Below are 24052 nucleotides of genomic sequence, written 5' to 3'. Positions count from 1 at the left end.
TTGTCAGTCAACATAGATGTTGAATTTGCTGGCCCCATCGCGGGCAAGCCCGCTCCCACAGGGTGCTGCGTTTATTTGAATGGCTGCGCTTCGGTCAGCTCTTCCAGGGTCTTGCCCCGCGTCTCCATCCCGAACAGCCACACCACGCCCGCCGCTATCGCAAAGCACGCCGCGCCCAGCGCGAACACGCCGCCCTGCCCGGTTATCGGGAACACCAGCCCGGTCACCAATGGCCCGAGCAGCGAGCCGACGCGGCCGATCGCCGAGGCGAATCCCGATCCGGTTGCCCGTGCCGAAGTCGGGTACAGCTCTGGCGTGTAGGTGTAGAGCACCGCCCACATGCCGAACAGAAAAAATTGCATCAACAGCCCGGTGCCGATCAGCAGCGCCACGTTGCCGCCGAACACCGCGCTCTGCCCATACAGAAATGCCATCACCCCGCCGCCGAGCAGGGTGACGATGCACACCGGTTTGCGCCCCCAACGCTCGACCAGCCATGCCGCCATGAGGAATCCGGGAATCCCGCCGAGCGAAATCAGCACGGTGTAGTACACCGACTGCGTCACGGCGAAACCCGACTGCTGCAGCAACGCGCTGAGCCATGAAGTCAGCCCGTAAAACCCCAGCAATGCAAAGAACCACAGGCTCCAGATCATCGTCGTGCGCTGGCGATAGTGCGGCGACCAGATTTGCTTGAGTGCCGAGAAGAAATTGCCCGGTGGCGTCACCGTGCGGGGCAAACGAACCGGTTCCGGCAACGCTGCAGCGCCCAGCGAAGCACGCACCCGCGCTTCGATGCCGTTCAACACCTTGTCTGCGTCAGCGTCGCGCCCGGCCTGTTCCAGCCAGCGCGGCGACTCAGGGATGAAAAAGCGGATCGCCAGGACAAATACCGCCGGCACCGCCAGCACCAGAAAGATATCGCGCCAGCCAATCAGCGGCAGCAGGAAGTACGAGAGCACGCCCGCCGCGACAAAACCCAGCGGCCAGAAGCCGTCCATCAGGGCGATGTAGCGTCCGCGTCGTTGCGCCGGAATCAGCTCCGACAGCATCGATTGCGCGATGGGAAATTCCATGCCCATGCCGATTCCCAACAGGATGCGAAACAGCGTCAGCGTCTCCACCGTCTGCGCCGTCGAACACAGGTAACTGGCCAAGCCCCACAGCACGATGCTCCACTGAAACACCGGTTTGCGCCCGAAGCGGTCGGCAAGCATCCCCGACAGCGACGCCCCGAGCACCATGCCGAAGAAGCTCGAGCTGGCCAGCAGCCCTGCTTGCGCACTGCTCAGGCCGAACTCGGCTTTGATCGAGCCGAGCAGGAAAGTCATCATCGCCAGATCCATGGAGTCGAAGAAAAACGCCAAGGCAATGATGATGAAAATGACGCGGTGATAACCACTGAGCGGCAGCCGTTCCAGGCGCTCAGCCGCGCTAAAGCGTTGTGTATTCATGTTGCGCTCCCCATCCGGAAAAATCCCCGGATCGAGTGTGCGCGATGGTCATTCAGAGGTCGTACTGGATGCGACCTGTTCACAGCCGTAGACGACGTTGATTGTCAGCTCACCGCAGGCTGACGCTCTAGAACGCTGTTTCCAGCTCGGTCTCGGCGGCGAAGCGATGGATTTCCCGCTGACCGGTGGCGGTCAACTGCAAGGCGCGGGAATCGTTGGGCAAATTCAGCCAGCCGGACTGCATGAACAACTGCAACAGCGCCGCGCCCAGTGAGCCGCCCATGTGCGGACGGCGCTCGCTCCAGTCCGGGCAGGCGCAAGCGACCTGCACGTTGCGGTGCGCCAGGGCCTGGATGAACACGCCGCGCTGGGCCAGTCGGGTGGAGCCCTTGTGAGTGACCACCACACGCTGCTCGATTTGTTCGATCCAGCCGGCATCGAGCAGGCGCTGATACAGATCAGCTGCCAGGGTGCCGCCCAGATGATCGTCGCAAAACCGCGCGCGCAACAGCGAAGACGGCGCCGCCTGTGGCCTGACCATCGGCGTGGTGCGTTTCAGCGCAGCGGGAATTTGCCGTGGCGCGCTGGCAATGGTGGCGCTGGCCAGTGCCTCGATCGCCGCACCCACCTCCGGGGCTGCCAAGCGGAAGAAGCGTTTGCGCCCACGCATTTCGATGTTCAACAGTCCACCTGCGGACAGTCGCCCCAGATGCGCACTGGCCGACGACGGCGAGAGCCCGGCCAGCAACGCCAGCTCTTCGGCTTGCCGCGCCGAGCCATCCATCAACGCCCACATCATCGCGCTGCGCTTGGGGTCGGCCAGCAATGTCGCGATCTGGCTGATGCACGGTGCATTTTCCATTTGTTCACTCCCTGTCGAATCGTATCGTCTACCGCTCGGAGACATCTTGGCCGCTAATGGGTGATCGGCCAACACGCGAAAACCGCCCTGGACCGGGGCAAGGCCTGCCACCGACACCAGCTGCTCCGGCACACAACCTTGCAGCAGAAGTTGCAACCGCCACCAAAAGCCGGCAACGCGTTACGGGATCTGCGCGCCAGGTGTCAGTGCAAGCATGAGGCGGGCGCTAGTATAAGCGGGTTAAGCCAGACGTCCTGCGCCCGGGCCTGCGTAGGTGGCGATTGTTCCTGAGAGAAATTTCTCTATTTGCCTGCGACTAATGATCAACTTTGAGAAAAGCGGGAAATTGACTACCCAATTCGGCGCAACGGCTGGCGAGCATCTCCCTCAGCAGGTTCACCGGCTTACTCAATTGTGCGCGATGGGCGCACAAGAGATTCAGCGGTGCGCGCTCACACAGCAGTTCCGGCATCAGCACTTTGAGGCGCCCGGCGAGCACATCGGTACCCACGTCGAGCCATGACTTGTAAGCGATCCCGGCACCGGCCAACGCCCATAGCCGCACCACGTCGGCGTCATCGCTGAAACGATCGCCGCTGACGGTCAGGCCGACTTCGCGCTTGCCATCGTGAAAACTCCAGTGATCGTGAACGCGGCTGCCAAGCATGTATAAAAGACAGTTGTGCTGGGCCAGTTGCTCGAGCTGGCGCGGCTCGCCATGCCGGGCCAGATAATCTGGAGAGGCGCACAAAACGCGGCGATTGTGCGGGGCAATGGGCAAGGCGATCAGGCTGGAATCTTCCGGCTCGCCATAGCGCAGGGCGATGTCCACCGGTTGCCGGAAGAGGTCGGCGATGCGATCGCCGAGCAACAGCCGCACGGTCAGTTTCGGATGTTCACGCTGAAACGCATCAAGCCACGGCAGCAGCAGATTGCGCCCGAAATCCGAAGGCGCCGACAGCTGCAGAATCCCGCTGACCTGGTCCTGACCGCTGGCGAGCAGACGACGCCCTTCGTCGAGATTGCTCAGGGCGGCGCGGGCATACTCAAGGAAGCCTTCGCCCTCGGCGGTCAGGCGCAGGCTGCGGGTCGAACGCGCCAGCAGCCGCGCACCGAGCTGCTGCTCGATGCGCTTGAGTGCCGCGCTGGCCACGGCGGCGGACATGTCCATCACCCGTGCGGCCGCCGACAGGCTGCCCAGATCGGCAGCGCGGACGAACAACTGCAGGTCATCAAAACGCAGCATGCGCAGCCTCGATTATCAAAAAAATATTGAAAGAGACTGCTCTTTTAGCCGGTTTTATCGCGCAGAGAAATAGCCAATGATGACCTCCATCGAATTCATCCTGATTTCTTCTTCTATCAACCGCACGGAGCCATCCATGAAAGCCATCGCCTATTACGCCTCTCTGCCGATCAGCGACGCCAAGTCTCTGCAGGACATCGAACTGCCGGAGCCGGTCGCCGGCCCACGCGACCTGTTGGTGGAAGTCAAAGCCATCTCGGTCAATCCGGTCGATACCAAAGTGCGGCAGAACGCGGCACCGGAAAACGGCGCGGCAAAAGTGCTGGGCTGGGATGTTGCCGGTGTGGTCAAGGCGGTCGGCAGCGACGTCACCCTGTTCAAGGCGGGCGACAAAGTGTTCTACGCCGGTTCGATCGCCCGGGCCGGTGGCAACAGCGAGTTGCACGTGGTTGATGAGCGCATTGTCGGCCACATGCCCAAGTCCCTCGGTTTTGCCGAAGCCGCCGCACTGCCGCTGACCGCGATCACCGCTTGGGAATTGCTCTTCGAGCGCCTGCAGATCAGCGAAGGCAGCACCGATCAGGGTCAGAGCCTGCTGATCGTCGGCGCGGCGGGCGGCGTGGGCTCGATCCTCACTCAATTGGCCAAGCAATTGACCGGCCTGAAAGTCATCGGCACTGCCTCCCGTGCGCAAACCCGTGAATGGGTCAGCGCACTCGGTGCCGATCTGGTCATCGATCACAGCCAGCCGCTGAGCGAAGAATTGAAACGCGCCGGCATCACCAGCGTGACCCACGTCGCCAGCCTGACCCAGACCGACCAGCATCTGGCGCAACTGGTCGAAGCCCTCGCACCGCAAGGCAAGCTGGCGCTGATCGACGATCCGAAGTCCCTCGACATCAGCCTGCTCAAGCGCAAGAGCCTGTCGCTGCACTGGGAGTTCATGTACACCCGCTCGCTGTTCGAAACGCCGGACATGATCGAACAGCACAAGCTGCTCAACCGCGTCGCCGAACTGATTGACGCCGGCACCTTGAAGACCACCCTGGGCGAGCACTTCGGCGTGATCAATGCCGCCAATCTGCGCCGCGCCCATGAACTGCTGGAAAGCGGCAAGGCCAAGGGGAAAATTGTTTTAGAAGGTTTCTAAAAATAAAGCCTCGCAATCGCTGGTGATGCCAGAGCGGTTGCGGGGCTTTTTGCCGTCAGTCGGTTGCCTGACCCTTGTCACAATTACGCGGGTATCGAGGTCTACAATCGAAGCCTCTGCGATACATCTTTTACGCAAGGGAGGTCAGCAATGAAGATCCTGATAAAAGAAGTGGCAAAGTCCCAATGGCAGGTGCGCCTGGACCAGCATGTCGTGACCTTTCGCAGTGAAGCCGAGGCCCTGGCTTTCACTCGCACCCTCGAAGCGCGACTCTGCGCGCCCCACCGGATCCCCGAACCCAGCCAGCAGCGCGCCGCTGGCTGAGCTCCAGAGTCGAGCGCTCAGACCTGGGCCAGCGCCAGCGCCCGGGCATTCTGCAAGCGCCGGGTGAGCAGCGCGACGCTCACCACCAGCAGACCGCACAGGCTGATGACCATGGCCATCGGCACGGCGCTGCCATCGTGCAACACCCCCACCAAGGCGGCGGCACCGGCGGCGATGCTGAATTGCAGACAACCGAGCATCGCCGACGCACTGCCGGCGCGTGCGCCCTGACCGTTCATCGCGCAAGCCGAGGCGTTAGGAATGATGCAGCCGAGGCTGGCGATGCAAATGAACAGCGGAATCAAAAACGGCCACAATGCCTCTGGACGCATTGCGCTGACCGCCAGCAATGTCAGTCCGGCGAGGAAATACACCCACACCGCGCGCACCAGCAAAAACGCCGGGCCGCGCTTGGCGAGCAGGCGCGCATTGACCTGCGCCACCAGAATGAAGCCCGCCGCGTTGGTGCCGAACAGCCAGCCGAAATGCTCGGCGGGTACGCCGTAGAGCTTGATGAACACAAACGGTGAGCCGGCGATGTAGGCGAACATCCCGGCAATCGCGATGCCGCCGGTCAGGGCATGGCCCAGATAGACCGAATCCTTGACCAGTCGCGCGTACTGGCGCAACGCACCGGACAACGGCTGGCGCGGGACGTGGGCCGGCATGCTTTCCGGCAGCCCCAATGCCACCGCCAGACCTGCCGCCGCACTGAACCCGGTGAGCACCAGAAAGATCGACTGCCAACCCGTGGTGTTGACCAGCAGACCGCCGAGCATCGGCGCCAGAATCGGCGCCAGGCCCATCACCAGCATCAGTTGCGAAAACACCTTCGCCGAGCCGACCGCGTCGCACTTGTCGGCAACCACCGCACGGGAAATCACCATCCCCGCGCAACCGCCCAATGCCTGGACGAAACGCGCGCCGATCAGCCATTCCAGGCTCGGCGCGTAGGCGCAGGCCAAGGACGCCAGGGTGAACAGGGCAACGCCGCTGAGCAGCGGCAGCCGTCGACCGAAACGATCGGAAATCGGCCCGTACGCCAGTTGGCCCAGCGACAGACCGAGGAAGTACGCCGCCAGCGTCAGCTGGACATGCTGCTCATCGGTGCCGAACGCCGACGCCATGGCTGGGAAGGCAGGTAAATAGAAGTCGATCGCCAAAGGACCGAAGGCGCTCAAGGCGCCGAGTATCAAAATCGTGCGGAAATTCATCAGGCATCCAGGTGGGCAAGTCGCAGCCCGACAGTCTAGCCGCGCCCGGACGCCTTGAACATTCCGATAGCTCGCTAACGATCAATTTCAGACGAGCTTCACGTCATATCCTTCTTCACGAATCGCCGCGATGACCTGATCTTCATTCAGCGCGCTTTCGACTCCGACTTCCTTTGCAGCCAGATCGACGCGCACGCTGGCCGCCGGATCCAGCGCCTGCACCGCAGTGGTAATGGCTTTGACGCAATGACCGCAGGACATGCCTTGAACGTTGAACACTTGCATGGGAAGACTCCTTTGAGTGAGGTTGCCGGCAGTCTCGAGCTTGCCACGATGGCAAGGTCAAGTTCTGCGCAAAACTGCCGGGCTGGCATTCGGCGTCGCGCTCGGCCAAGCTGCGTGTATCAATGACTGGAATTCAGGAGATTCAGCCATGCGCTGGTCAGCTTTGAGCCTGCTTGGCTTGCTCAGCCTCTTCGCCGCCGTCCCGCAGGTGCAAGCCGCCGGCGAGGATTACGCGGTACTGATCATTTCCCGCGAACGCCTCGAAGTGGCGACCTCGTGCGAGATCGGCGTGTACATCCAGGACCAGCTCTCGGCGCGCCTGTTCCAGGAGCAGAGCACTTCGTTCAACCTGCCACCGGGCAAGGTTTCGCTGCGCTTGAAACTGCTGCCAGGACAGGCGCCGGGTTGCAATCCCGGCATGCTCGCACCGGGTTCGCAGGAAGTCGTGCTGCACGCCGGGGATGTGCTGAAGTTCCGCCTGGCGATGAATGCCGAAGGCGTGTACCTGAAGCCGGCTGGCCTCGGTTACTGAGCAGACACCCGATCCGTCGCCGATCGTTCCCAGGCTCTGCGTGGGAATGCAGCCATGGACGCTCAGCGTCCCGAAGCGTGACGCGGAGCGTCACGGTAGGCATTCCCACGCGGAGCGTGGGAACGATCAACATCTTGCGGAATGGTGCTTGACCTTGCCCGCATGGCAAGGTTGATCCTGTAGACATCCACTACAGGGAGCGCGACCGATGTCCGAATCCACTACTTTCGATCTGCCGATTGTCGGCATGACCTGCGCCAGTTGCGCCGGGCGTGTCGAACGGGCCTTGCGCAAGGTCAGCGGCACCAGTGCCGTCAGCGTCAACCTCGCCACCGAACAGGCCCGGGTGCAGGCACCCGGCGACAGCTTGCCGGCGCTGATGCAAGCCGTGGAGCGCGCCGGTTACAGCGTGCCCCGGCAAACCGTCGAATTGAACATCGACGGCATGACTTGCGCGTCCTGCGTCGGTCGCGTCGAACGTGCCCTGAACAAAGTCCCGGGCGTGAGCAGCGTCAGTGTCAATCTGGCCAACGAACGTGCGCACCTCGAATTGCTCGGCCAGGTCGATACGCAAACCCTGCTCGACGCGGTGAGAAAGGCCGGTTACGCGGCCAGCGTCTGGCAAGCCGAACGGCCACAATCTGATGACCAGCAACAACGCCTGCTGCGCGAGCGTTGGGCATTGATCTGTGCGATCGCCCTCGCCCTGCCGCTGGTGTTGCCGATGTTGCTGCAGCCGTTCGGTATTCACTGGATGCTCCCGGCCTGGGCGCAATTCGCCCTCGCCACCCCGTGCAGTTCATCTTCGGCGCACGCTTTTATGTTGCGGCATGGAAAGCCGTGCGCGCCGGCGCCGGCAACATGGACCTGCTCGTCGCCCTCGGCACCAGCGCCGGTTATGGCTTGAGTGTCTATGAATGGGCCAGCGCCGCCGGACGCATGCCGCATCTGTATTTCGAGGCCTCGGCGGTGGTCATCGCCCTGGTGCTGCTCGGCAAATACCTTGAGAGCCGCGCCAAACGCCAGACCGCCAGCGCCATTCGCGCTCTCGAAGCGTTGCGGCCGGAGCGGGCGATTCAAGTCATCGACGGGCGTGAGCAGGACGTTGCGATCAGCGCCCTGCGCCTCGAAGATCTGGTGCTGGTGAAACCCGGCGAACGCTTCCCGGTGGATGGCGAGGTCGTCGAAGGCCAGAGCCACGCCGACGAAGCGCTGATCAGCGGCGAAAGCCTGCCAGTGCCGAAACAACCGGGCGACAAGGTCACCGGCGGCGCGATCAACGGCGAAGGTCGTTTGCTGGTGCGCACCCAGGCGCTCGGCGCGGAAACCGTGCTGGCGCGGATCATTCGTCTGGTCGAAGACGCGCAAGCGGCGAAAGCGCCGATCCAGAAACTGGTGGACAAGGTCAGCCAGATCTTCGTGCCGACCGTGTTGCTGATCGCCCTGGCCACGCTGATCGGCTGGTGGCTGTATGGCGCGCCGCTGGAAACTGCGGTGATCAATGCCGTCGCCGTGCTGGTGATCGCCTGCCCGTGCGCCCTCGGCCTCGCCACCCCGACGGCAATCATGGCCGGCACCGGCGTCGCCGCGCGTCATGGGATTCTGATCAAGGACGCCGAAGCGCTGGAGCGCGCCCACGAAGTCAGCAGTGTGGTGTTCGACAAGACCGGCACGCTGACCTCGGGTACGCCGCGCATCGCGCACTTCAGCGCGGTCGATGGCGACGAAAATAATCTGCTGACACTGGCCGGTGCCTTGCAGCGCGGCAGCGAGCATCCTTTGGCCAAAGCCGTGCTGGATGCAGCCGCCGAACGCGGCTTGAACGTGCCCGATGTCAGCGACAGCCAGGCGCTGACCGGACGCGGCATTGCCGGCACGCTGGATGGCCGGCGCCTGGCGCTGGGCAATCGGCGGATGCTCGACGAAAGCGCTTTGAGTGCCGGTGAATTGAGCGCATCCGCCGAAGCTTGGGAACGCGAAGGTCGCACACTGTCGTGGCTGATTGAACAAAGTCCTCAGCCGAAGGTGCTGGGTCTGTTCGCCTTCGGTGACACGCTGAAACCCGGCGCTCTGCAAGCGGTGCAACAACTCGCCGCGCGGGATATCCACAGCCACCTGCTGACCGGCGACAATCGCGGCAGCGCACGGGTGGTGGCCGAGGCTCTGGGCATCCGCAGTGTTCACGCCGAAGTGCTGCCTGCCGACAAGGCCGCGACCGTCGCCGAGCTGAAGAAAACCGGCGTAGTCGCCATGGTCGGCGATGGCATCAACGACGCCCCGGCCCTCGCCGCTGCCGACATCGGCATCGCCATGGGTGGCGGCACCGACGTCGCCATGCACGCGGCCGGCATCACCTTGATGCGCGGCGATCCGCGACTGGTGCCGGCGGCGCTGGAGATCAGCCGCAAGACCTACGCTAAGATTCGCCAGAACCTGTTCTGGGCCTTTGTCTACAACCTGATCGGCATTCCGCTGGCGGTATTCGGTTTCCTCAATCCGGTGCTGGCCGGTGCGGCGATGGCGCTGTCGAGCGTCAGCGTGGTGAGCAATGCGCTACTGTTGAAAACCTGGAAACCCAAGGACCTGGAGGAACACCGATGAACATCGGCCAAGCGGCCCGGCAGAGTGGCCTGAGTGCAAAAATGATTCGTTACTACGAGTCGATCGGTTTGCTCAAAGCGGCCAATCGCACCGACAGCGGCTACCGCGTGTACGGCAGCGATGACCTGCACACACTGGCGTTCATCAAGCGCTCGCGGGATCTGGGCTTTTCCCTGGAAGAGGTCGGCAAGCTGCTGACCCTCTGGCAGGATCGCCAGCGCGCCAGCGCCGATGTGAAAGCACTGGCGCGCCAGCACATCGACGAGCTGGACCAGAAGATCCGCGAGCTCGGCGAGTTGCGCGACACCCTGCAGGATCTGGTCGAGCATTGCAGCGGCGACCATCGTCCGGACTGCCCGATCCTCAAGGAACTGGCGTCGGGCTGCTGCGCGCAACCCGCCCGCGCCTGATCCGCAGCAGCGTCACCACGCCCAAGGTGCCGAGGGAATGCCGTGGAACAGCATGACTACGGCCCCCGGCGTCCACCACGCATAGACCGGCGCGGCAACCAGCATGCCGATGCCGAAACCGGTCATCTGCAGCAAGGTCAGCACGCTGAAAATCGGCAGGCGCAACGCCGCAGGTTCCCGTTGCAAACGTGACATCAGGCTGACTTCGGAAACCCCGTCGCCAAGCCCGGCCGGCAAGGCGAACAGCAGCAGACCGTAGAGGCTGTGCTGCTGGAACATCAGAATGAAACCGCAAGACATCAGCGCCACGCCGCAGAAAAATCTTCTTTCGAGGTGGCTGTTCTCCGAGCCTTTGAGGTGACTGGCGATGCGCGCGCCGAGCAGTTTGCCGCTCGCCCATACCGCAAGCGCCAGGCCCAAGGTCGTACTCGCCGCCTCGGGCGTGAGCAGTTTCGAAATGATCGGGAAGCCGACGTTGTGCGCGGCGCTGCCCAAGGTGTCGGCCATGGTCACCGCGAGCATGGCCGCGACCACTGGCAGCGAACGCAGGCCTTGCCGCAGCGCAACCCATTCACCGCGTTGCGGCTGTTCGCTGACATCGGTTTTTCGAAACGCAGCGGCACGATCAGCAGCGCCGCGAGCAAATAGGTCAGCGCGTTGAGGGCGAAGACCGTTTCGAAACCAAAAGCAGCCACCAGCAACCCCGACACCAGACTGCCGCCGACCATAGCGGCTGAAGAAGCTGAAGTGATCCAGGCATTGGCCTTGAGCAACTGCGCCGGCTCGATCAAGTGCGGCAACTGGCTGTTGAGACCAATGGCGAACATCGAATTGCCCAGGCCAAGGCCGAAGGCAATGAACGGCAACAGCCATGTCTGCTGATTCGCCGGTGTGACCAACAGTAGCCCCAGCAGCGCGGCGCGCAACAGATCGAAAGCAATCAGCGGCGCGCGGCCCTGCCAGCGCCGGTAGAAGCGCGTGCCGATCATGCTGGCGAAAATCCCGCCACCGACACGGCTCGCGAGGAAGATGCCGACGCTCATGGCGCTGTTGCTCAGCAGGTAGACGTATGTGGCGAGCGCGACCATGTTGAGGAAGGCGCCGAAATCGGAGATCAGCCGGGCGGTTACGATCAGGTGGGTGTTGCGTGAGGTGGTCACATTCAGTCCTTGAGTGTGCAAAGGCAGGCAAGATTCCCATACAACTTTCAGCAACACCAATATCTCATGTGGGAGCGAGCCTGCTCGCGAAAGGCATTTGAACCACCGTTATCGGTGACTGACATACCGCCTTCGCGAGCAGGCTCGCTCCCACAGGTGTTTCGCTGGTTCTGGAATGCGCAGGCACAAAAACCCGGCCGAAGCCGGGTTTCTCATCACGCGATCATTGCATCCACGGCGGTGGAGGCGGTTCTTCGGGTTTGCCTTTCGGCGCGTCGTCCGCCGCGCGAATGGCTTGCTTGCGTTCCTCGTCGAGGCGCGCCGCTTCGATTTCGCGCAACACCCCGCCGACATCGGCCAGGTCTTCCGGATCGTCGAACTCGCCGGTCAGCACACTGTTCGGGTGCAAGGTGCCGGCTTCGTACAACGCCCACATTTCCTTGGCGTACTTGGTCTTCTTCAATTCCGGCGCGAAACGGCCGAAGTACGAAGCCATGTTGCCAACGTCACGCTCGAGCATGCTGAACGCGTGGTTGTTACCCGCAGCGTCGACTGCCTGGGGCAGGTCGATGATGACCGGGCCGGTCGGGGTCAGCAGCACGTTGAACTCGGAGAGGTCACCGTGCACCAGACCGGTACACAACATCAGCACGATCTGCGAAATCAGGAACGCGTGATACTCGCGTGCCTGATCCGCCTCCAGCACCACATCGTTCAGACGCGGCGCGGCGTCGCCGAATTCGTCGGCCACCAGTTCCATCAACAGCACGCCGTCGAGGAAGTCATAGGGTTTGGGCACTCGCACACCGGCGCCGGCCAGACGGAACAGCGCCGCCACTTCGGCGTTCTGCCAGGCGTCTTCGGTCTCTTTGCGACCGAACTTGGACCCTTTCGCCATGGCCCGCGCCTGCCGGCTGTTACGAACCTTGCGGCCTTCCTGATACTCGGCCGCCTGGCGGAAACTGCGTTTATTCGCCTCCTTGTAGACCTTGGCGCAACGTAACTGATTGCCGCAGCGCACTACATAAACAGCTGCCTCTTTGCCACTCATGAGTGGGCGCAGCACTTCGTCGACCAGACCGTCCTCGATCAGGGGTTCAATGCGTTTTGGAGTCTTCATCAGCTTTTATTGTGGGTCCTTTATTACCAAACACGCGAATGTCACTCGTTATACGGCAATCCTCGCCCGACGGGGAGGGGTTGCCGACCTGTGAACCTTGAGGATGCACACACTGTGCCGGATCAATCGCAGCGACCCGGGCGAATCATAGCCGAGACCGTGGCATTGATTGGTATCGGCCGGCAAGGGCATTTGCGACAGAATCTGACATGCACATGCACCGAAGCCCCTGTGGGAGCCTGCTCGCGAAAGCGGTCTGTCAGCAGAAAATGATGGCGACTGACACGCCCCCTTCGCGAGCAGGCTCGCTCCCACATTGGAATACTGCTTAGCGTTCAATGATCGCGGTGACACCCTGCCCGCCCGCTGCACAGATCGAGATCAACCCTCGGCCCTTGCCCGCCGCATCCAGCAGTTTTGCCAGATTCGCGACAATCCGCCCACCGGTCGCGGCAAACGGATGCCCCGCCGCCAGTGAACTCCCTTTGACGTTGAGCCGAGTGCGATCAATCGAACCCAGCGGCGCGTCGAGCCCCAAGCGGGTTTCGCAATATTCGGGATCTTCCCAGGCCTTGAGCGTGCACAAGACCTGCGCGGCGAAGGCTTCGTGAATTTCGTAGTAATCAAAATCCTGCAAGGTCAGGCCGTTGCGCGCCAGCAAGCGTGGCACGGCGTACACCGGCGCCATCAGCAGGCCCTCGGCACCGTTGACGAAATCCACCGCCGCCGCCTCGCCGTCGCGCAGATAAGCGAGGATCGGCAAGCCGCGCTCTTTGGCCCATTCCTCACTTCCCAGCAACACCACCGAAGCGCCATCGGTGAGCGGCGTGGAATTGCCCGCCGTCAGCGTGCCCTTGGCGCTTTTCTCGAACGCCGGTTTCAGCGTGGCGAGTTTTTCCAGGGTCAGGTCCGGGCGCAGATTGTTGTCGCGGGTCAGGCCAAGAAACGGTGTCATCAGATCGTTGTGCCAGCCTTCGCTGTAGGAAGCGGCGAGTTTGTGGTGGCTTTCAAAGGCGAGTTGATCCTGTTCTTCGCGAGGAATATTCCAGGTCTGCGCCATCAGCTCACAGTGCTCGCCCATCGACAGGCCAGTGCGTGGCTCGCCGTTGCGCGGGAATTCGGGAATCAGATGCTGGGGCCGCAACTGCAAAGGGTTTTCAGTTTGTCGCCGGTGCTCTTGGCGCGGTTGGCCAGCAGAAGAATCCTGCGCAGGCCTTCGCTGACGCTGATCGGCGCATCGGAAGTGGTGTCGACGCCGCCGGCAATGCCGCAGTCGATCTGGCCAAGGGCGATCTTGTTCGCCACCAGCAGCGCCGCTTCCAGACCGGTGCCGCAGGCTTGCTGGATGTCATAGGCCGGCGTCATCGGAGACAAGCGCGAGCCGAGCACGCATTCGCGGGTCAGGTTCATATCCCGTGACAATTTAAGCACCGCGCCCGCCACCACTTCGCCGATGCGCTGGCCGTGCAGATTGTAGCGTTCGATCAGGCCTTCCAGCGCGGCGGTGAGCATCGCCTGATTGCTTGCGGTGGCGTACGGCCCGTTGGAGCGGGCGAAAGGGATGCGGTTACCGCCGATGATCGCGACGCGGCGCAGCTGGGTCATGGATAACTCCTGTGGAATTTGCGGATTCACATGGAAACCTGTGGGAGCTGGCTTGCCAGCGATGGGGGCGGCATTTCCAACCCTTCAGCGGCTGACACTCCGCTATCGCGGGCAAGCCCGCTCCCACAGGGTCAGTGGTCTACTCTGCTAAACCAGCGTAGGCCTTATTGCGGCGATCGAACGATTGATTGCCGTAGGCAGTCCACACTTTGAACCCCAACTTCTGGAGAGCGTTCCATGTCTGACCGCTATATCGACTTCGCCAACTCATCCTTCGGCCATCGTCTGGTCGGGGCCTTGGGCCTGCCGTCGCCGGTGCGGCTGGAACGCTGGCAGGCGGGGCGTCTGCGGCCGATCGAGGGCGCCCTGTTGATCGGTGGCGGGCCGCTGGCCGAACGGATCAGCGGGTTTGCCAATCGCTTGACCGATGCAATCTACAGCTACGGCAGCGAGCCCTCGCTGGCCACCGCGTGGATCCCCGGCCACGGGCCGAAAATCAAAGCGGTAGTGTTCGACGCCAGCGACCTGCAGCACACCGACCAGCTCAAGCAACTGCGCGAATTCTTCCAGCCATTGATGAAGAACCTCGACCAAAGCGCGCACCTGGTGATTCTCGGCCGCGCGCCGGAAACCCTGATCGATCCGTTCGCTTCCAGTGCTCAACGGGCACTTGAAGGCTTCTCGCGCTCACTGGCCAAGGAACTGCGCGGCGGGGCACCTTGCAGCTGATCTACGTCGGCGAAGGTGCCGAAGATCAACTGGAAGGCCCGCTGCGATTTTTCCTTTCGCCGAAAAGCGCATTCGTTTCCGGTCAGGTGATTCGCCTGACCGCGTGCGCCACGCCAGTGACTGACTGGACGCGCCCACTGGCCGGACGCAAGGCGCTGGTCACCGGTGCCGCGCGCGGCATCGGCGCATCGATTGCCGAAACCCTCGCCCGCGATGGCGCCGAGGTGATTCTGCTCGACGTACCGCCGGCCAAGACCGACCTCGAGGCCCTCGCCGCCCGCTTGGGCGGACGTGCGATCACCCTCGATATCTGCGCCGATGATGCCGCCGCGCAATTGATCGAACAGCTGCCCGACGGGCTCGACATCCTCGTGCACAACGCCGGCATCACCCGCGACAAAACCCTGGCCAACATGACCCCGGAATTCTGGGACGCGGTGCTGGCCGTCAACCTCAATGCTCCGCAAGTGCTGACCAAGGCCCTGCTCGACAGCGGCACCCTGCGCGACAACGCACGGGTGGTCCTGCTCGCCTCGATCAGCGGCATCGCCGGCAATCGCGGGCAGACCAACTACGCGGCGAGCAAGGCCGGCCTGATCGGTCTGGCCCAGGCATGGGCGCCAACGCTGCTGGAGCGCGGCATCAGCATCAACGCCGTCGCACCGGGTTTCATCGAGACGCAAATGACTGCGCACATTCCGTTCGGCCTGCGCGAGGCCGGGCGCCGCATGAGTTCGCTGGGCCAGGGCGGCTTGCCGCAAGACGTCGCCGAAGCCGTGGCGTGGCTGGCGCAACCGGGCACGGGCGCGTTCACCGGGCAGGCGTTGCGGGTCTGTGGGCAAAGCGTTCTGGGGGCTTGAGCATGAGCATCGAATGGCACACGCTGGATCGCGAACCGAGTCTGCCCGCACTGTACTCGCGGGCAGCGACGCGACGCAAAATCACCGGTACGCAACTGCCAGACAGCGGCCTGCGCTGCTGGGTCGATATCGACGGCAAACGGCTGGCGGCCTATCGCAAAGTCTGCGGTTTCGTCGATGACGGCCTGCTGCCGCCGACCTATCCACACATCCTTGCCTTCGCCTTGCAGATGCAATTGCTCACGGCCAGGGATTTTCCGTTCCCGCTGCTGGGGCTGATTCACCTGAGCAACCGCATCCGCGTGTTGCGGCCGATGGGCGCGATCAGCCGCGCGCAAGTCAGCGTGCGTGTGCACAACCTGCAACCACATGCCAAGGGCGCGACGTTCGATCTGCTCACTACCCTGGACGATCAACTCGGGCCACTGTGGGAAGCCGAAAGCCGGATGCTCTGTCGCGGGGTAAAACTCGAGGGCGAGGCGCTGGCACAGGACTGGCAGCCGTCACAGGACTTGCTCGAAGTGGCGCGCTGGACTGCACCGGCCGATATCGGTCGCCAGTATGCGAAAGTCTCCGGCGACTACAACCCGATTCACCTCAGTGCGGCGAGCGCCAAACTGTTCGGTTTTCCCACCGCGATTGCCCATGGACTGTGGAACAAGGCGCGGACACTGGCGGCACTCTCCGATCACCTGCCCAAAGCCAACCTGGAAATCGCCGTGCACTTTCGCAAACCGGTGCGCCTGCCCAGTGAAGTGACATTGCTGGCCAGTGCCGCGGGTTCCAGCGGTGAGTTGCGCCTGATCGGCGCCGGCGACCTGGAACATATGGTCGGTCAGTGGCAACCGATCGCCTGATCTGGCGGGGCGGAAAAACCCGTTAATTGTGTATATATCACTTAAGTTTTTCCGCGCCCTGCCCGCCGCTTTGAAAAAACCGAGCCTTGAATTTCAAGGCTTTTTTTGCCCGTTTATTACCGGGGTATTAGTCCTTCGGCATAGCGCCGAGCCCTCTATATAAAGGGGTTAATACCAACTTGAGAATGGTGAAAAACCTGCCGTCGACTGAGATTACAGCCACGGACGAGGCATCGCCGACGACAGATCGGCGAGCCATCGAAGGCAACGTAACGTTGTGACAGGTGCAGGAATCTCAATCATGAAAACTCAAGTGATGTGGTCCAAATCGGCAATCGCGCTGGCACTGATTCTTTCGGTCGGCCTCGTCGGCTGCAGCAGCGGCGGTGGCGGTCATCGCAGCAGTTCGGGCAGCTCGACGGCGGACGGCACGGCAGGCACCGATGGCAGCGGTGGCGCGGGCGGCGGAACCGGCGGCGATACTGCCGGCACTGGTGGCACCGGCGGCGGAACCGGTGGCACTGGCGGCACCGGCGGCGGCAACGATCCGACCAACCCTACGGATCCGACCGATCCCACCACCCCGACCAACCCGACCACACCATCGCTGGTGACCACAACGCTGGTGCAGGACGTCGGCAAAACCGTCAGCGGTGTCGGTGATGGCGTCGGCCAGATCGGTGATTCGCTGAGCACGGTTCCAGTCGCTGGCGGTATCGTGCAAAGCCTTGCCAACACCACCGGCAACGTCGTCAGTACCTTGGGCGATGGTGTCAGCAATGGCATCGGCAAACTGGCCACTGACCCCAATGGCCTGACCACCACCGTGGCCTCGGTTGGCGGTGTGGTTTCCGATGTCGGCGACGGCGTGTCGGACCTCAGCGTCAAACTGAACACTGCGACCCGTAGCGTTCCCGTGGTTGGTGGCGTCGTGACCAAAGTAGTGCCGCTGGTCGATGGCATCGGTGAAAAAGTCACCATGCTTGGCGACACCCTCAACACCTCACTGACCAGCGGCCCGACCAGCCAGTTGACCAACAAGCTCGGCAGCGGTCTGGTGCCGGTGATCGCCATGGTCGAAAGCACCACCGACAAACTCGGTGATGCCACCGGCCTGGGTGATCCGCTCAAAGGGACGATTGCGAAAGTCGGCGCAACGGTAAACAGCCTCGGCGGCAAAGTTACCGACGCAGGCAGCGGCAATGCCCTGACCAACACCCTCGGCGGCGCCCTGAGCAATACCGGCACGGCAGCCGGCAAAGCGGGCGGTCTGGTATCCAATGGTACTGGCTCGGGTACTGGCGGCATCGGCGGCATCGGTGGTGGCCTCGGCGGTACCGGCCTGCTGCAAACCGTCGGGGGTGCGGTGGTCAACGTTGGCAGCGGCCTGAATGCCGGCAGCACCAGCGGTGTAGTCAGTGCCGGCGGCGTCACTGCTGGCGGGCTGGGCAACACGATTGCGTCGATCAACACCGTACTCGGTGGCTCGGGCACTCCGATCACTGCAACCACCTCGCCGCTGGCCAGCGTCGGCGCCGCCGTCGGTGCGGGTCTCAATCCGGTCACCAGCGCCGTCACCACTGTGACTCAACAGGTCGGCGCCGCTACCGGTCTCGGCACGCCGGTCGCAGGTATCACAAGTCAGGTGGGCGCCGCAGTCGGCAACCTCGGCGGGGCGATTGCCGCCACCAACAATCCGGTCACCACTGCCGTCGGCGGTCTGGTCACCAACGTTGGCGGCACCGTGGCAGCGGTCGGTGGTCTGGTCAACAGCGGCACTGCCACTGGCGGCACAACTGGCGGTCTGGGCGGGGTACTCGGCGGCCTGACCGGCGCGCTGGGCGGCAACAAACGCTGAATTGCACCTGGCCGATTCGACGGCCTTACCTACAGCGCCTACGCTTGGTTGAGGGCGGAAGATTCCCACGAGTCTTCCGCCTTTTTCTAAGGAAAAACCTGCCCTGTGCTGTGTTCTGACCATGGAGTGTCCTATGCGCGTACTGGCATCCCTGCTGTGCCTGAGCCTCAGTTCCGCTGCCCTCGCCGACACCTTGCCCAGTTTTCTCAACAGCAACGAAACCATCCGCAACCTGCCCGTACCCAACCTGCCCGCCGACGCCTATCGCCCGAGCGCGGCGCCACTGCAAGTGCCCGACCCGGGTGCGACCGCCGCGCAGCCACTGCTGATGGAAACCAAGGTCAACCTGAAGACCGTGCAGATCGAAGGCGGCACGATCTACCCGCTCAACGAACTCGCGGAAATCTACAAGCCCCTGATCGGCCGCCAGGCCAGCCTGGCCGAACTGATCGAAGCCACGCGCAACATCACCCGTCGCTATCAGCAGGACGGCTACCTGTTGTCCTACGCGTTCCTGCCGCAACAGAACTTCGATGACGGCGTGGCGCGGGTGGTGCTGGTCGAGGGCTACGTGCGCGATATCCAGATGCAGGGCGACATCGGCCGGGTCAAAGGCCTGCTCGACAAACTCGCCGCCAAGATCCAGGCCGAACGCCCGCTGACGCGCAAGACCTTCGAGCGCTACACCACGCTGATGAGCCGCATTCCCGGGGTGACCATCCAAGCGCAAGTGCCACCGCCGGGCACCACCGATGGCGCGACCACCCTGGTTGCCCAGGCCAGTCGCAAACCGTTCACCAGCACCCTGAGCACCACCGAAGACAACCGCAACGGCCCACAGGCATTGCTCGGTGTCAGCAGCAATTCGCAGACGTCGATGGGCGAACAGTTGAGCCTCAGCGGCCTGTTCCCACCAGGCGACGACAAAGAGCATTACTACCGTCTCGACTACAGCCAGTTCCTCGATACCGAGGGCACCCAACTCAACGTCTCGGCCTCGCGTTACCGCGCCGACCCGGACACCGAAGTGCTGGTGGGCGGTGGCGGACGCCTGAGTACCCACCGCGAGAACGATCGCTACTCGATCGGCTTCAGCACGCCCCTGATCGCCTCCGCCAACGAACTGCTTACCGCCGGCTCGCGCCTGTATGCGGTCGACGACAAGACGCGCTATGACGGCATCAACTTTCCCTTCAGCACCGAACTGCGCACCGACGTCCGCGCCCTGGCTTTCGAAGGCGACTGGCGCAAGGCCGACGCCCGCCAACTGCGCATCCTCAGTGCCGGCGTCTACCAGGGCTTCGACAGCCTCGGCGCGCACACCAACTACGACGACATCGACCTGGATTTCTTCCGCGTCAGACTGTCCGGCGTGCAGAGCGACAAGTTCCTCGACAACTGGCAAGGCGTGCTCTCGGCGGCGCTTTACTGGAGCGACGACACCCTGCCCGACAGCGAACGCGCCGTATTCGGCGGGCAGAACTTCGGCCGTGGCTACCCCGACGACCAGGCCTCGGGCGACAAGGGTTGGGGCGTGGCCTACGAGGTCAACTACAGCTTCAACCGCGACGGCAACTGGGTGCGCATCCTGCAACCCTACGTAGTAATCGACCGCTCGCGCAGCTGGTTCAACCAACTGCCGGTGCAGGCCAACAACCTGTCATCTACCGCGCTCGGACTGAGGTTCGGCGATGCCAAGTACTACAACGTCGCCCTGGAAGTGGCGAAGGCCATGTCCGATGAAGCGCTGGACACGTTGAACCGCAAGCCTCGGTACAGCATCAGTTTCAGTTATCAGTTGTGATGGTCGAGCGGTGTGTCAGTCAGGATTTTTGACTGACGCACCGCCTTCGCGAGCAGGCTCGCTCCCACAGATTCGGCGGCGTTCACGGTTCCTGAGTACAACCGCCGTCGCTGTGTGAGCGAGCCTGCTCGCGAAAGCGTTCGGCTATTCAACCGGTCTATTGCAGCGCTTAAACCAGCCGTTTAAACACACGCCCCGTTACCTCGCAACAGCCCACAAATCCTTGCGCCATTGCCTACAGCTACGCCAGAATCCGCCGGCTTGTGCGCCTGGGGCGCGGGTTCTATCGTTTGCCTGCCACTGCTCATCAGTGGTCGGGTTTAGTCGCCCGCTTGTCCACGACGCACAGGTTCCTGTCAGCCAGGTATTGCATACCTGCACTTGATGGTGGCTGTGCGCAGGGCGCCTTCGGGCGCGCCGATTTCGTGGCTCATCGGTCGACTAACCTGCGTGCAGCTGCCTCCCTTTCGTTTAGTCGCGAACCGGTTGCGGCCCTACTCCATCAGGAGACTGAGCCCGTGAAAAAGATAACGCCCGATCCACCCCTTGCCGACCCAACCTTCGCCGACCCGCTCGTCGAAGCACAAAAGCTCAAGGAAGCCGCCGACCGCGCCATCGATTACTACCTCAACCCCCGCCTCATCAAAGACCCCGCCGCACCGCGCAAACCCAGCACCCTGTTCCTCGTCGACCCGGCTGCGGACAACGAAACCCTGCTGGTCCATGCCTGCGAATCACTGGCCTCGGCGAGCATCATGGCCAGCGACCTGGCCGGCTTTATCGATGGACCGCAGCGCAGCTCCCTGTTGGGAATACAGCAAGTGATCATGCTCGGCGAACTGGCGGTCAACCGCGTACTGGACAGGCTTGTGCCAGAGTGACAAGAGCAAGAGGTTGGTTGCGCAGGTGGTGAGTCAGGCAGAGCGTTGTTGACTGACTGGCCGCCTTCGCTGGCAAGCCAGCTCCCACAGTTTGATCGGGTGCGTTCAGTGAGAAACAGGTCGGCTGGCAGGCCGCCTTCGCTGGCAAGCCAGCTCCCACAGTTTGATCGGGTGCGTTCAGTGAGAAACAGGTCGGCTGCCAGGCCGCCTTCGCTGGCAAGCCAGCTCCCACAGTTTGATCGGGTGCGTTCAGTGAGAAACAGGTCGGCTGGCAGGCCGCCTTCGCTGGCAAGCCAGCTCCCACAGTTTGATCGGGTGCGTTCAGTGAGAAACAGGTCGGCTGTCAGGCCGCCTTCGCTGGCAAGCCAGCTCCCACAGTTTGATCGGGTGCGTTCAGTGAGAAACAGGTCGGCTGTCAGGCCCCTTCGCGAGCAGGCTCGCTCCCACAGTTTGAATCGAGTACATCAGCGAGAAACAGGTCGGCTGGCAGGCCGCCTTCGCTGGCAAGCCAGCTCCCACAGTTTGATCGGATGCGTTCAGTGAGAAACAGGTCGGCTGTTAGGCCGCCTTCGCGAGCAGGCTCGCTCCCACAGTTTGAATCGAGTACATCAGCGAGAAACAGGTCGGCTGGCATGCCGCCTTCGCTGGCAAGCCAGCTCCCACAGGATTGATGTACATCAGGAAGAAATTGGTCGGCTGGCAGGCCGCCTTCGCGAGCAGGCCCGCTCCCACAAAAGCAAAAGTAAAAGCAAAGCAGCTGCCCGCGGCGAAGCCGCCCCACTCAACAATGAGCGCAAGCTCGCGTGCTCTTGATCTTGATCCACCGGCGACGTCGGAAGGCTGAGCGGAGGGATTGATCCGGGCGTGGGAGCGCAGCGACCGTCTGGCGCAGCCAGACACAGCGGAAGGAGGTGCAGCGAAGCAAACCGGAGCCGCTGCGCCCGGATCAGTCCCGGAGCGAAGGAACCCGAGCCTGCGAGGGCCGAACGTAGGAGCAAGCCTTTGGGTTACCTTTTTGGCGTTTGAAAAAGGTGACCCGCCGTAAGGGCGGAACCGTAATCAGCAACCCCCGCAGCAACGGATATTCACCAAACCCCCACCAACACGGTCGGCCCAAAGGCCGCCGAGTTCACCCAGCCTCAACCCGAGGCTTGGGAAACAAATTATCGAGAGTCTCCAACAACCTCACGTGATAAATCGGCTTGCGAAACAGATCCAGCACCTGCAACCGCAACATATCGCTGACATCCTCCATATCCGCATGCCCCGACATCACAATCACCGGCAAATGCTCGCGCGACGTATGCTCACGCAGCCGCCTGATCAACGACATGCCCGACTCCTCGGGCATGCGCAAATCAGTAATCACCAAAGCAATATCCGGATGCCGGGTCAACAGATGCAACGCCAGCTTCACCGACGTCGCGGTATGACAGACAAACCCCTCCCCTTCCAGCAACTCCGCCAACTCCAGCAACGCGTCTTCTTCATCATCAACCAGAAGCAGTTGTTGGCGGGACGACGAAGGCGCGTTCATAGGCAATACCTGAATACTGAAAGATAAATCCAGTGTAGTGCGATATCAGTCAGGTGCAGTGTTCACAAGCCTCAGGGTGTTGGCCGAGTAACAGCCGTACCATCGAGCGACGTCAGAACATTGTTGAAAATCGCCAACACCCTGTCGCCAAGCGGGCTAACGAATGCCACAACCACCACCGCCACCATCGCCACCACAATCGCATACTCGATCGCCGAAGCACCCTCTTCACTGCGGGCAAACGCGCGAGCCTTGGCGATCACATAATCAAAAGTCATACGAAACATAGGTCCACTCCTTCGCGCCTCTGGCGCCGACATCACCACCGCGGCATGGTTCCACCGTGCCACCTGAGCATTGTCAACAAACCCCTCCCAACAACTGTAAGAACGCATTAATCACAAAGCATTAATCCCAATGTGTCCCGGCCATTTCCTGCTGTTAATTGGCCGGGACTCACACTTTGGTGGGTTATTTGCCTGTCATTAATGGCGCTTTTGCTTGGATCAGCTAGCTTGGAAATAGCGAAATAGTTGCATGTTCATAGCTGCCGAAGCAGTCCGCCTTTCGCAAGCAAATGCAATCGGTTGTGCAGCAGGAAAGGGAGAGCCGTCATGAACAGTCGCGTCACCATGGGCCTCGCCGCGTTGCTGTTGCTCGGCGCGGTTGTTGTCGGTTACTGGGGGCTGGTGCTCAGTCGTCAGCCGGCCCCGGTCGCTGAGGCGCCCGTCACCCCAGCGGTCAGCATTGAACAGACTGTCGCGATTGCCGAAGACCAGACCCGCCAACCGGTGGTGGTGCTGCTCCACGATGTACCGCCGTTCACGCCGTTGACCGCCACCGATGTAACCGTGGAAAAACTGCGCAGCGCACCGGCCGGCAGCCTGACCAGCATCGAACAGGCAGTCGGCCGCACACCTTGGCGCCACCTCAGCGCTGGCACCTGGCTCAATGACGAAAGCTTCCAGGCCGGCGGTGCGCTGGCACGGATGATTCGCCGCGACGAGCGCGCACTGACCGTGGCCGTCGATGAAGTGATCGGCGGCGCCGGGCAATTGCTGCCGGGCGATTACGTTGATGTGCTGCTGTATCTGCGCGAGGACGCGAGCAATCTGCAGCAGTCGGCGCAGATCGCCGTTCCGGCTTTGCGCGTGCTCGGCATCGGTGATCAGTACGGCCTGACCAACGACGGCCAACCGGCATCCCCCAACCTCAGCGCCGAAGAAAAACTTAAACAGGACCAGCGCCGCATCGCCGCCCGCACCGTGGTGCTGGCGGTGCCGGAACAACTGCTTAGCCGCCTGATGCTCGCCACTCAAGTCGGCACCTTGCGTCTCGCGGTGCGCAGCAGCGAAGAACAACGGCTGGCCAAATACTGGGCCGGCGAAGCGCAATCGCCCGCGCACCTGGATCGCGCCAACAGCCAGCTCTTCCAGTTCACTCAACTCGCCCTGGGCAGCGCGCAAAAGCACCTGCCAGCGCCAGTGCCGGCGCGGTGTCCAGGCGTGCGGTGGAAATCATTCGCGGCAACCAGATCAGCCAACAAACCCCATGACTGCGCAA

16 protein-coding genes and 5 pseudogenes are annotated in these 24052 nt (G+C 62.5%); 11 read left to right on the top strand and 10 right to left on the bottom strand.

What is annotated here, in order from left to right:
• Nucleotides 1-71: 71 nt before the first annotated feature.
• The 3 genes from LJU32_07955 to LJU32_07945 form a co-directional block, all read right to left on the bottom strand.
• Nucleotides 72-1454, bottom strand: a complete 1383-nt coding sequence (locus tag LJU32_07955) for an MFS transporter (protein WKV90159.1) — start codon at nt 1452-1454, stop codon at nt 72-74.
• Between the two features lie 127 nt (nt 1455-1581).
• Complete coding sequence (locus LJU32_07950; protein WKV90158.1) at nt 1582-2316, bottom strand: ArsR family transcriptional regulator; 735 nt, start codon at nt 2314-2316, stop codon at nt 1582-1584.
• A gap of 316 nt (nt 2317-2632) precedes the next feature.
• Nucleotides 2633-3562, bottom strand: a complete 930-nt coding sequence (locus LJU32_07945; GenBank protein ID WKV90157.1) for a LysR family transcriptional regulator — start codon at nt 3560-3562, stop codon at nt 2633-2635.
• A 136-nt stretch (nt 3563-3698) separates the two neighbouring features.
• Between LJU32_07945 and LJU32_07940 the strand changes: the two genes are divergently transcribed.
• Nucleotides 3699-4712, top strand: coding sequence for a zinc-binding alcohol dehydrogenase family protein (locus tag LJU32_07940; GenBank protein WKV90156.1), 1014 nt, complete (start codon nt 3699-3701; stop codon nt 4710-4712).
• 150 nt (nt 4713-4862) lie between these two features.
• Nucleotides 4863-5036 carry a hypothetical protein gene (locus LJU32_07935; protein ID WKV90155.1) on the top strand — a complete coding sequence of 58 codons (174 nt, stop codon included), beginning with the start codon at nt 4863-4865 and terminating at the stop codon, nt 5034-5036.
• Between the two features lie 17 nt (nt 5037-5053).
• Here the strand turns inward: LJU32_07935 and LJU32_07930 are convergent, their stop codons facing one another.
• Both LJU32_07930 and LJU32_07925 read right to left on the bottom strand, forming a co-directional pair.
• Nucleotides 5054-6250 (bottom strand): multidrug effflux MFS transporter, encoded by a 1197-nt coding sequence (locus LJU32_07930; protein ID WKV90154.1) that lies wholly within the window; start codon nt 6248-6250, stop codon nt 5054-5056.
• 87 nt (nt 6251-6337) lie between these two features.
• Complete coding sequence (locus LJU32_07925; GenBank protein WKV90153.1) at nt 6338-6535, bottom strand: cation transporter; 198 nt, start codon at nt 6533-6535, stop codon at nt 6338-6340.
• Nucleotides 6536-6683: 148 nt separating this feature from the next.
• Between LJU32_07925 and LJU32_07920 the strand changes: the two genes are divergently transcribed.
• From LJU32_07920 to cueR, 3 genes and pseudogenes are all read left to right on the top strand, one after another.
• Complete coding sequence (locus tag LJU32_07920) at nt 6684-7067, top strand: hypothetical protein (GenBank protein ID WKV90152.1); 384 nt, start codon at nt 6684-6686, stop codon at nt 7065-7067.
• A gap of 208 nt (nt 7068-7275) precedes the next feature.
• A pseudogene (cueA, locus tag LJU32_07915) lies at nt 7276-9668 on the top strand (copper resistance metal-translocating P1-type ATPase CueA).
• Nucleotides 9665-10078, top strand: a complete 414-nt coding sequence (gene cueR / locus LJU32_07910; GenBank protein ID WKV90151.1) for a Cu(I)-responsive transcriptional regulator — start codon at nt 9665-9667, stop codon at nt 10076-10078. The pseudogene cueA and the gene cueR overlap by 4 nt, the downstream one beginning before the upstream one ends.
• On the opposite strand, the pseudogene LJU32_07905 reads toward cueR, so the two are convergent.
• The 3 genes and pseudogenes from LJU32_07905 to LJU32_07895 all read right to left on the bottom strand — a co-directional run bounded on the left by LJU32_07905 (nt 10032) and on the right by LJU32_07895 (nt 13963).
• Nucleotides 10032-11238 (bottom strand): annotated as a pseudogene (locus LJU32_07905) (MFS transporter). The gene cueR and the pseudogene LJU32_07905 sit on opposite strands and share 47 nt — an antisense overlap.
• Nucleotides 11239-11461: 223 nt before the next feature.
• Nucleotides 11462-12358, bottom strand: coding sequence for a serine protein kinase RIO (locus LJU32_07900; GenBank protein ID WKV90150.1), 897 nt, complete (start codon nt 12356-12358; stop codon nt 11462-11464).
• Nucleotides 12359-12686: 328 nt separating this feature from the next.
• Nucleotides 12687-13963: pseudogene (locus LJU32_07895) on the bottom strand (acetyl-CoA C-acetyltransferase).
• A gap of 237 nt (nt 13964-14200) precedes the next feature.
• Between LJU32_07895 and LJU32_07890 the strand changes: the two are divergent.
• The 5 genes and pseudogenes from LJU32_07890 to LJU32_07870 all read left to right on the top strand — a co-directional run bounded on the left by LJU32_07890 (nt 14201) and on the right by LJU32_07870 (nt 20952).
• A pseudogene (locus LJU32_07890) lies at nt 14201-15552 on the top strand (3-oxoacyl-ACP reductase).
• Nucleotides 15553-15554: 2 nt separating this feature from the next.
• The gene (locus LJU32_07885) at nt 15555-16409 is read left to right on the top strand and encodes an acyl dehydratase (GenBank protein ID WKV90149.1); all 855 of its coding nucleotides are present in this window, start codon (nt 15555-15557) and stop codon (nt 16407-16409) included.
• Between the two features lie 301 nt (nt 16410-16710).
• Nucleotides 16711-18267 carry a collagen-like triple helix repeat-containing protein gene (locus LJU32_07880; GenBank protein WKV90148.1) on the top strand — a complete coding sequence of 519 codons (1557 nt, stop codon included), beginning with the start codon at nt 16711-16713 and terminating at the stop codon, nt 18265-18267.
• Between the two features lie 133 nt (nt 18268-18400).
• Nucleotides 18401-20071, top strand: a complete 1671-nt coding sequence (locus tag LJU32_07875; protein ID WKV90147.1) for a ShlB/FhaC/HecB family hemolysin secretion/activation protein — start codon at nt 18401-18403, stop codon at nt 20069-20071.
• Between the two features lie 518 nt (nt 20072-20589).
• Nucleotides 20590-20952 (top strand): DUF6124 family protein, encoded by a 363-nt coding sequence (locus LJU32_07870; GenBank protein ID WKV90146.1) that lies wholly within the window; start codon nt 20590-20592, stop codon nt 20950-20952.
• Nucleotides 20953-22081: 1129 nt separating this feature from the next.
• Here LJU32_07870 and LJU32_07865 read toward each other — a convergent pair.
• Complete coding sequence (locus tag LJU32_07865; protein ID WKV90145.1) at nt 22082-22489, bottom strand: response regulator; 408 nt, start codon at nt 22487-22489, stop codon at nt 22082-22084.
• Nucleotides 22490-22560: 71 nt separating this feature from the next.
• Nucleotides 22561-22767, bottom strand: a complete 207-nt coding sequence (locus LJU32_07860; GenBank protein ID WKV91059.1) for a Flp family type IVb pilin — start codon at nt 22765-22767, stop codon at nt 22561-22563.
• 336 nt (nt 22768-23103) lie between these two features.
• Here LJU32_07860 and cpaB point away from each other — a divergent pair.
• Nucleotides 23104-24044, top strand: a pseudogene (gene cpaB, locus LJU32_07855) (Flp pilus assembly protein CpaB).
• The last annotated feature ends 8 nt before the right edge of the window (nt 24045-24052 follow it).

The organism is Pseudomonas sp. B21_DOA, from assembly GCA_030544685.1.
Classification (GTDB): Bacteria; Pseudomonadota; Gammaproteobacteria; order Pseudomonadales; family Pseudomonadaceae; genus Aquipseudomonas; species Aquipseudomonas fluorescens_AO.
Note: the sequence above shows the minus strand (reverse complement) of the source record. Positions and strands in the feature narration are given on the sequence as shown.

Coding starts and splice junctions, on each gene's coding strand:
- LJU32_07950 (WKV90158.1), bottom strand. CDS start 2,316: ATGGAAAATGCACCGTGCATCAGCCAGATCGCGACATTGCTGGCCGAC.
- LJU32_07930 (WKV90154.1), bottom strand. CDS start 6,250: ATGAATTTCCGCACGATTTTGATACTCGGCGCCTTGAGCGCCTTCGGT.
- LJU32_07885 (WKV90149.1), top strand. CDS start 15,555: ATGAGCATCGAATGGCACACGCTGGATCGCGAACCGAGTCTGCCCGCA.
- LJU32_07925 (WKV90153.1), bottom strand. CDS start 6,535: ATGCAAGTGTTCAACGTTCAAGGCATGTCCTGCGGTCATTGCGTCAAA.
- cueR (WKV90151.1), top strand. CDS start 9,665: ATGAACATCGGCCAAGCGGCCCGGCAGAGTGGCCTGAGTGCAAAAATG.
- LJU32_07860 (WKV91059.1), bottom strand. CDS start 22,767: ATGACTTTTGATTATGTGATCGCCAAGGCTCGCGCGTTTGCCCGCAGT.
- LJU32_07920 (WKV90152.1), top strand. CDS start 6,684: ATGCGCTGGTCAGCTTTGAGCCTGCTTGGCTTGCTCAGCCTCTTCGCC.
- LJU32_07940 (WKV90156.1), top strand. CDS start 3,699: ATGAAAGCCATCGCCTATTACGCCTCTCTGCCGATCAGCGACGCCAAG.
- LJU32_07945 (WKV90157.1), bottom strand. CDS start 3,562: ATGCTGCGTTTTGATGACCTGCAGTTGTTCGTCCGCGCTGCCGATCTG.
- LJU32_07935 (WKV90155.1), top strand. CDS start 4,863: ATGAAGATCCTGATAAAAGAAGTGGCAAAGTCCCAATGGCAGGTGCGC.
- LJU32_07875 (WKV90147.1), top strand. CDS start 18,401: ATGCGCGTACTGGCATCCCTGCTGTGCCTGAGCCTCAGTTCCGCTGCC.
- LJU32_07865 (WKV90145.1), bottom strand. CDS start 22,489: ATGAACGCGCCTTCGTCGTCCCGCCAACAACTGCTTCTGGTTGATGAT.
- LJU32_07880 (WKV90148.1), top strand. CDS start 16,711: ATGAAAACTCAAGTGATGTGGTCCAAATCGGCAATCGCGCTGGCACTG.
- LJU32_07900 (WKV90150.1), bottom strand. CDS start 12,358: ATGAAGACTCCAAAACGCATTGAACCCCTGATCGAGGACGGTCTGGTC.
- LJU32_07955 (WKV90159.1), bottom strand. CDS start 1,454: ATGAATACACAACGCTTTAGCGCGGCTGAGCGCCTGGAACGGCTGCCG.